Origin of the sequence: Dysgonomonas sp. 25 (assembly GCF_010501075.1) — a bacterium.
In the GTDB taxonomy this organism is placed as follows: Bacteria; Bacteroidota; Bacteroidia; order Bacteroidales; family Dysgonomonadaceae; genus Dysgonomonas.
Window position 1 is genome coordinate 307,512 of the sequence record NZ_QVMN01000007.1, and the last position, 7,999, is coordinate 315,510.

A 7,999-nucleotide genomic window follows, 5' to 3' on the forward strand; every position below is an offset into this window, starting at 1 on the left:
TTTCATCTGAAAGTTTGTTCATTTAGTAGAATTATTTTGTCGAATTTTAATTTTTCCAGTTAACATATGGATAACTACAACAAAGAAGAAGGTCAGAAAAAGCCACGAATACCAACCCCCCAGAAACCGAAAAGCTCCTTTAATCTCAACTGGTTATTCCTGTTAATCTTTGCCGGAATAATCGGAGTTTATTTCTTTTCGCAGAGTGCATTCTCGAAAGAAGTTGCCTGGTCGGATTTTCAGGGGTATGTCAAGAAAGACTATATCAACAAGATTGTTGTTGACGGAAAATCGCGTACCCTGCGCGCCTACGTGCGTAGCGAATCAATAAACGAGGTATTCAAAGACGAAGCTAAATCCGAAAACCTGCCAAAAAATCCTTTTATCTCCGTTAAGATTCCTTCGGCCGATAAATTTTCGGACTTCTACGACCAGATAAAGAAAGATCACAACTACAATATAGACGTCAGCTACGAAGAGAATGTCAGCATTTTCGACTTTCTCATCGGTGCACTGCCATTCCTGCTGCTTATCGGGCTGTGGGTATTTATGATGCGCCGTATGTCCGGCGGAGGAGCCGGTGGTGGCGGCGGAGTATTCAGCGTAGGAAAATCCAAAGCACAATTATACGACAAAGCGTCCGATCTGCGTGTGACATTCAAGGATGTTGCCGGATTGTCGGAAGCAAAAGAAGAAATAGAAGAGATAGTAGAATTTCTCAAAAACCCTTCGAGATATACCGAAATCGGGGGTAAAATACCGAAAGGCGCCTTGCTTGTAGGCCCTCCGGGAACAGGTAAAACGCTTTTGGCAAAAGCGGTTGCAGGCGAAGCCAATGTACCGTTTTTCTCGATGTCGGGTTCCGACTTTGTAGAGATGTTTGTCGGCGTTGGAGCTTCGCGTGTGCGCGACCTCTTCAAGCAGGCTAAGGAAAAATCGCCTTGTATCATCTTCATCGACGAGATAGACGCCATCGGCCGTGCCCGTGGCAAGAATCCGAACTTCGGCTCGAACGACGAACGCGAGAATACATTGAACCAGCTCCTGACCGAGATGGACGGCTTCGGTACCAATAGCGGTATCATCATCCTCGCGGCAACTAACCGTGCCGATATTCTGGACAAAGCACTCCTGCGTGCGGGACGCTTCGACCGCCAGATAAATGTCGATTTACCTGACCTCAATGACAGAAAAGCGATATTCAAAGTACACCTTCGTCCTGTGAAAATAGACGACAGCGTAGATGTCGATTTCCTTGCCCGCCAGACGCCGGGATTCTCGGGAGCTGACATTGCCAATGTGTGTAACGAAGCGGCTTTGATTGCTGCCCGTAAAGGAAAGAAAATAGTACAAAAAGAAGACTTCCTGAATGCTGTAGACCGCATCATCGGGGGGTTGGAAAAGAAAAATAAGGTTACAACACGCGACGAGCGCCGCACGATTGCTATTCACGAGGCGGGACACGCTACGTTGAGCTGGTTCCTCGAGCATGCCAATCCGTTGGTGAAAGTTACGATTGTTCCCCGCGGAAAAGCATTGGGAGCAGCATGGTATCTGCCGGAAGAAAGGCAAATCACCACCAAAGAGCAGATGCTGGACGAAATGTGTGCCTTGCTCGGAGGACGCGCCGCTGAAGAGGTCTTTATCGGACAAATATCTTCGGGTGCAGTCAACGACCTCGAACGTGTAACGAAGCAGGCTTACGCGATGATTTCCTATATGGGGATGAGCGACAAGCTGCCAAATATCAGCTACTACGATTCGGCCGATAATTACGGCTTCACAAAGCCATACAGCGACGATACGGCCCTGCTTATCGACCAGGAGGTGCAGGCGATGATTAGCGAACAGTACGAGCGTGCTAAGCAGTTGCTTCGCCAACATTCGGACGGACATCATGCCTTGGCTGACAAACTGATGACCGAGGAAGTTATCTTTGCCGACGACCTGAAAAAGATTTTCGGTTTACGTCCGTGGGTATCCCGTTCGGATGAGATTATGAAAGAAAACGAAGAAATCGTGAAAGAGGTTGAAGAAGAGAAAGCCAAAGGCGAAGATGCGCCGGGCATTCTCGCACAGCCGGGACAATCGGAAGAGATAGAATAATAATATAACAGTCATTATATTTTGAAGAAACTGCCAAATATTGTCGTCCGCATCCTTGCCGGAATCGTATTTGTAGGATTGTTGCTTGCCGGAATCCTGATTAATGAATTCACTTTTGCTGCTATATTCGCCCTGCTCACAGGGTTGGCTCTGTACGAATTTTATGGGTTGATAGAAAAGGCCGCCAATGTCAAAGTATCGAAATGGCTGAATATCATCGGGGGGCTTCTTTTATTTGGCGGAGTGTTTTGGTATAGCAATTCGGTAACTTGCTTCAGACCGGATTTGTTTTTCTACCTTACACCTTATGCCATTTTCTTATTAGTCCTCTTCGTAAGCGAGTTGTATCGGAAGCATGCCAATCCGTTGCAATCGCTCGCCTATTCCTTCTTAGGGCAACTTTATATTGCTCTACCTTTTGCGTTGACTAATAAGTTGGTGCTGACTGCCTCTTTCTACACCAGTTACAACTATATCTTCCTTTTAGCTATTTTAGTTATTATCTGGGTCAACGATTCGTTCGCTTACCTCACGGGTATGACTTTCGGTAAACATCGCCTGTTCGAGCGCATATCGCCAAAAAAATCGTGGGAAGGATTCTTTGGAGGGTTAGCTTTCGCCATAGGAGCATCCTTGGTGCTGGCATATTTTTATCCCGAGTTGTCTACTCCTAAATGGATAGGCTTTGCAATTGTAACGGTTGTATCCGGCACATTCGGCGACTTGGTAGAATCGCTTTTCAAACGCACATTGGGTGTCAAAGATTCGGGTAACATGATTCCGGGGCATGGCGGTATCCTCGACCGCTTCGACAGCACCATTCTTGCCATTCCGGCTATTGTAATATATCTGGAGGTGATAAAGATTTTTTAAATATCCGCTTTCTTCGTCCTCGCTCTTAAAAATGAGACTATTCCTTTTTCTCAGAAAATGCAAAACTTCTCTAACTCCTTATCTTATCGAACCCTTCGCCATAAACCCCACGCACGGTCGTTTGCGAGATAAAGGCTTTTTCATCGATTTTTTGTATCAGGCGGAACATCTGTATCGATTCGGAACGCTTAGCTAATACAACCACCACCTTTATCGGTTTACCCGTATAAGCTCCCGTACCGTCCAACAGGGTACAACCTCTATGCAGTTCAAAATTAATAGCTTTCGCTATTGTCTCATACTTATCAGAGAAGATAAAGAACTGAACCGATTGACGGAATCCATTGATAACCATATCAATGGTGTATGTCATCACACCCATTACGATAAGGGCGATAATAATCTTCTGATAATCATGGAAAACAAAATAGGAGCAACAAATAATAGTAAAGTCGCAAAGTAACATTCCGCGACCGAAAGAGATATTCTTATATTTATTGATGATGGCAACAACAATATCCGTACCGCCCGTACTCCCGTTTGCGCTAAATACAAGCGCTATGCCGGCTCCACACATCATCCCCCCTACTACACCCGAAAGTGTCGGTTCAGAAGCCATCAGAGGCTCTTTAAAGATTAATTGAGCAATCGTAATGAGGGCCGTAAGAACTACTACCCCGTATATTGTTTTGGCGAGGAATTTTATGCCTAATATCTTCAAGGCAACCAAAAGCAAGGCGCAGTTAGTGAAAAAATATACATATTGCAGTGGTAATCCGGTACTGTATTCAATCAAGAGGGCGATACCGGTCAGTCCCCCTGTTACGATTCCACCGGGCTTGATAAAGCCTATCAATCCAACTGCGTATAAGACAAGACCGACAGTTATTAACAGATAGTCTTTCCAATAAAAATCTTTTAAGTATCTGCGAGGCATATGGTTAGATATTATAATTTCGACGCAAAGATAAGTAGGATTTTCCATTTCATCTCTCAAAAAAGAGAGAAATAAGAACAACAATATTTATTTTTTATCCGAAATCAAACCATCCCTCATCAAGTCTTGTATCATCTTGTGCGTAAAGAGTTTGCTACCTCTGTTATTCATATGCATCGAGTTGTAGAAGTAGTCTTTATGATAACATATCGAATCATTGGAATAATCAAAAAACGGGATCGCATATTTGTCCGAAAATTTTTGATAGATAGCAATAACGGAGTCCTTATTTGATATAAATTTCTGTCCCTCGATATACTCGGGTGTATAAACAAAAATCAACGGAATATCTTCTTTTTTGGAATCGATAATAAAATCTTCAAATAACCTTACAGAAGTCGTATCGATATAGGCTTTGTACGACTTCATATTGCCTTGTGCTCTCTCTAATGCGCCATCCCATTCTTTTTCGTATCCTTTATATCCTTTCTCGCGGAAACGGGCATCAGGATTAACATAATAATTCAGTCCCGAACGGATAGCATCGAAACGCCCGATATAGCGGTATAAAGGGATAATGAAATCGGGACAAGTAAAACCTTCGTATGTCAATGTTGTCTCTGCTACATCTTTGTTCCATAGCATATAAGGCAGGAATTGCCCCAAATTATATAAATCAGGACGTTTCTCAAGCGTAAAGACATCCAAGGCATAAATAATTGCTTCCGGCTTCGGGTTATGTCGCAGATACTCACGATGTCTTAAACTTTGCAGATAGAAGTTATGAGCATTCAGACCAAAATTATAGGCCGGGTGCCCGGTTTCTTTTTCTATCATCATAGGGTCAATATGGATCCATGCACGCGAAGAACCATAGATAAGATAATCGGAATTGACCTGACCAGTATAAATATCTGTCCATGTTTCTATTTCACCATCTGAATAAACAGAATGAGCCAAGCCGTTTGAAATAAACCAATCGGCAGGATAAGCCAATACGATTATCGGGCAAACAAATATCAATAGTTTTTTTAGTAGCTTCTTCATTCCTGCTTAGAATTGGAAATAGATGAATTGTTGCTCGCCTCCGGCAAATAAAATAATAAATACGATAATCATATAATAGAATGCCCACCGGAAGAAGCGGCTACGCTTCGCTCCGAAGAATTCCAAACCATACTTATTTTCTCTACCTAACCATTCGACAATAAACATCAGCAAAAACATACCGATAGTTATCAAAGTTTTGGTATCATAATGAGGTGAGGTAAGTAATTCTTTAGGTATACTTGCAATGTATTCGAAAGCATGCGTCATGTTATCGGCACGGAAGAAAATCCAGGCAAAAGCAGCCAACGCAAATGTTATGCCCACATGCAGAATATCCTTGAACGAAGGTAATAACTTACCTTGCGCTACCACATCCAGATTCTTCCGGTTCTGCTTCATAATAATAGACGGCATAATAAACAAGGCATTCAGACCGCCCCAGGCGATAAATGTCCAGTTAGCGCCGTGCCAGAAGCCACTGACAAGGAATATTATAAACGTGTTGCGTATCGTCTTTAACATCGTACCTCTGCTCCCTCCGAGTGGGAAATAGAGATAGTCGCGAAACCACGAAGACAAGGATATATGCCAACGCCGCCAGAACTCGGCAATATCGCGCGAGAAATACGGAAATTTGAAGTTCTGTAATAATTCAAAGCCAAGCATCCGCGCGGTTCCCAGCGCTATATCCGAATAACCCGAGAAGTCGCCGTATATCTGTATCGTAAAGAAAATAGCCCCCAACACCAATGTACTCCCCGAGTGTTCGCCTCCATTAAAAGCCATATTGGCATATTCGGCACAGTTATCGGCTACAACAACTTTTTTGAACAAGCCCCAAAGGATTTGCTTCAAGCCATCTACCATCTTGGCGTAACGGAATGTACGTTCCTGTTCTATCTGAGGGAGTAGGTGTGTTGCCCGTTCGATAGGCCCAGCAACCAATAAGGGAAAGAAGCTGACGAACAAAGAATAGTCTACCCAGTTGCGGGTAGGCTTTATTCTATCGTTATAGATATCGAGCACATACGAGAGCCCGTGGAATGTATAGAACGATATACCAACCGGCAAAATAATACTTAGTGTGTGGATACTTGATGATAAACCGAATAGCTGCAGGAATTCCTGAAACTCGTGTATAAAGAAATTAAAATACTTAAAGAAGCCCAGAAAACAGATATTCACAATGACTGCGATAAACATCCAAGTCTTTCGTCCGCTCTTAGTCGTTGCCGTACTGACTCTTAGCCCTCCGTAATAGCAGAGAATAGTGGAAATAGCCAGCAGAAAAAGAAAACGCCAATCCCAGCAGCCATAGAAGAAATAACTGGCAACAAGCAAGAAAACATTCTGTGCCTTTTTGTTATTCTTCAATACCAGCCAATAGATAAAAAAAACTATCGGAAAGAATATGGCAAAGTTGATTGAGTTAAAAAGCATATTTAGTTAATTTAATTTGAGTTGTTGCAATTCGATTCCCAATTCCCGAGAGAATTTACGGCTACCTTCAACATTAAGGTGAAGCACATTATAAAAGTATGCCGTATCGGAAGCCATAGGATCGTCAGCGTAATTGAAAAAAGGAACATCATACTCCCGGCTCACTTTCTCATAATATTGGTTTGCCTGTACCACAGTAGCCACCACGTGATCTCTGTCCTTGTACTCGGGACTATAGACGAGTACCAATTCGATACCTGCAGCCTTACATTCTTCAATAAACTGAGTAAATAAATCTTTATATAACAAATGATTCTCGTAATCATCCTCCCATATATCACGTTTGTCATTGACGCTTTTATCGTAGGGCACCTTGCCATGAGAAAGTGTATACCAGTGATAATACACAGGAACATAGCCCTTTCTCCTATATCTTTCTTTTTGAGGGATAAGATAATGTCTTATCGAGAATTTCAGGGCGCTGAAATCACCTATATATCTCAGCATAGGAATATAATAATCGCATTTAGAGTAGTTAAGCCACTTGCCAATAGATTGTTGCATTTCCGAATTGAACAGCATAAACGGCAAAAAGCTCTTTTTGTCGACCTCTGATGGAGAGCGTATCGAAAGATTGTCGAGTGAAAGGACGATTGTTTTAGGCTTATCGTTATAACGTAAATATTCTTGCAAAAGCTCATATTGGATATTGAAGCGGGAGCCATCGAACGCTAAAACATAGGCTGACATATTCGTTTCCTGCTCCAATATATCCGGATCGACATGATATAATGCCCTGGACGATCCCAGAACAAGAATATCTGTATTGATATCTCCGGAATACAAATCATTACAGATTTCGAAATTACCTACATTCTCATACGACTTTCGCAAGCCTTTAGAAATAAACCAGTCAGCAGGATAGGCCAATACAATTATCGGGCAAACAAATATCAATAGTTTTTTTAGTAGCTTCTTCATTCCTACTTAGAATTGGAAATAGATGAATTGTTGCTCGCCTCCGGCAAATAAAATAATAAATACGATAATCATATAATAGAATGCCCACCGGAAGAAGCGGCTACGCTTCGCTCCGAAGAATTCCAAACCATACTTATTTTCTCTACCTAACCATTCGACAATAAACATCAGCAAAAACATACCGATAGTTATCAAAGTTTTGGTATCATAATGAGGTGAGGTAAGTAATTCTTTAGGTATACTTGCAATATATTCGAAAGCATGCGTCATGTTATCAGCACGGAAGAAAATCCAGGCAAAAGCAGCCAGCGCAAATGTTATTGTTACATGAAAAATCTCTTTTGGCGAAGGGAATAATTTACCTTGCGCCACGACATCCAGATTCTTCCGGTTCTGCTTCATTAGAATAGACGGCATAATAAACAAGGCATTCAGACCGCCCCAGGCGATAAATGTCCAGTTAGCGCCATGCCAGAAGCCGCTGACAAGGAATATTATAAATGTGTTGCGTATCGTCTTTAACATCGTTCCTCTGCTCCCCCCGAGTGGGAAATAGAGATAGTCGCGAAACCACGAAGACAAGGATATATGCCAACGCCGCCAGAACTCGGC

Annotated in this window: 7 protein-coding genes; 2 read left to right on the forward strand and 5 right to left on the reverse strand. The window is 42.5% G+C overall.

What is annotated here, in order from left to right:
• Positions 1-66 precede the first annotated feature (66 nt).
• Positions 67-2,106, forward strand: a complete 2,040-nt coding sequence (gene ftsH / locus D0T66_RS12560; RefSeq protein WP_163357644.1) for an ATP-dependent zinc metalloprotease FtsH — start codon at positions 67-69, stop codon at positions 2,104-2,106.
• A gap of 21 nt (positions 2,107-2,127) precedes the next feature.
• Positions 2,128-2,979: a phosphatidate cytidylyltransferase gene (locus D0T66_RS12565; RefSeq protein ID WP_163357645.1), complete on the forward strand. Its 852-nt coding sequence runs from the start codon at positions 2,128-2,130 to the stop codon at positions 2,977-2,979.
• A gap of 70 nt (positions 2,980-3,049) precedes the next feature.
• On the opposite strand, the gene D0T66_RS12570 is transcribed toward D0T66_RS12565, so the two are convergent.
• The 5 genes from D0T66_RS12570 to D0T66_RS12590 form a co-directional block, all read right to left on the reverse strand.
• Positions 3,050-3,916: a YitT family protein gene (locus D0T66_RS12570; RefSeq protein ID WP_163357646.1), complete on the reverse strand. Its 867-nt coding sequence runs from the start codon at positions 3,914-3,916 to the stop codon at positions 3,050-3,052.
• Between the two features lie 87 nt (positions 3,917-4,003).
• Positions 4,004-4,963, reverse strand: coding sequence for a hypothetical protein (locus D0T66_RS12575; RefSeq protein ID WP_163357647.1), 960 nt, complete (start codon positions 4,961-4,963; stop codon positions 4,004-4,006).
• 6 nt (positions 4,964-4,969) lie between these two features.
• Positions 4,970-6,406 (reverse strand): MBOAT family protein, encoded by a 1,437-nt coding sequence (locus D0T66_RS12580; RefSeq protein ID WP_163357648.1) that lies wholly within the window; start codon positions 6,404-6,406, stop codon positions 4,970-4,972.
• 6 nt (positions 6,407-6,412) lie between these two features.
• Positions 6,413-7,387 carry a hypothetical protein gene (locus D0T66_RS12585; protein ID WP_163357649.1) on the reverse strand — a complete coding sequence of 325 codons (975 nt, stop codon included), beginning with the start codon at positions 7,385-7,387 and terminating at the stop codon, positions 6,413-6,415.
• 6 nt (positions 7,388-7,393) lie between these two features.
• Positions 7,394-7,999 (reverse strand): MBOAT family O-acyltransferase (locus D0T66_RS12590; protein ID WP_304487041.1); only part of this gene is annotated, 606 nt, incomplete at its 5' end.

What these genes read in the sequence shown, in the direction of transcription:
- ftsH (WP_163357644.1), top strand. Translation starts at nt 67, where the DNA reads ATGGATAACTACAACAAAGAAGAAGGTCAGAAAAAGCCACGAATACCA.
- D0T66_RS12585 (WP_163357649.1), bottom strand. Translation starts at nt 7,387, where the DNA reads ATGAAGAAGCTACTAAAAAAACTATTGATATTTGTTTGCCCGATAATT.
- D0T66_RS12575 (WP_163357647.1), bottom strand. Translation starts at nt 4,963, where the DNA reads ATGAAGAAGCTACTAAAAAAACTATTGATATTTGTTTGCCCGATAATC.
- D0T66_RS12580 (WP_163357648.1), bottom strand. Translation starts at nt 6,406, where the DNA reads ATGCTTTTTAACTCAATCAACTTTGCCATATTCTTTCCGATAGTTTTT.
- D0T66_RS12570 (WP_163357646.1), bottom strand. Translation starts at nt 3,916, where the DNA reads ATGCCTCGCAGATACTTAAAAGATTTTTATTGGAAAGACTATCTGTTA.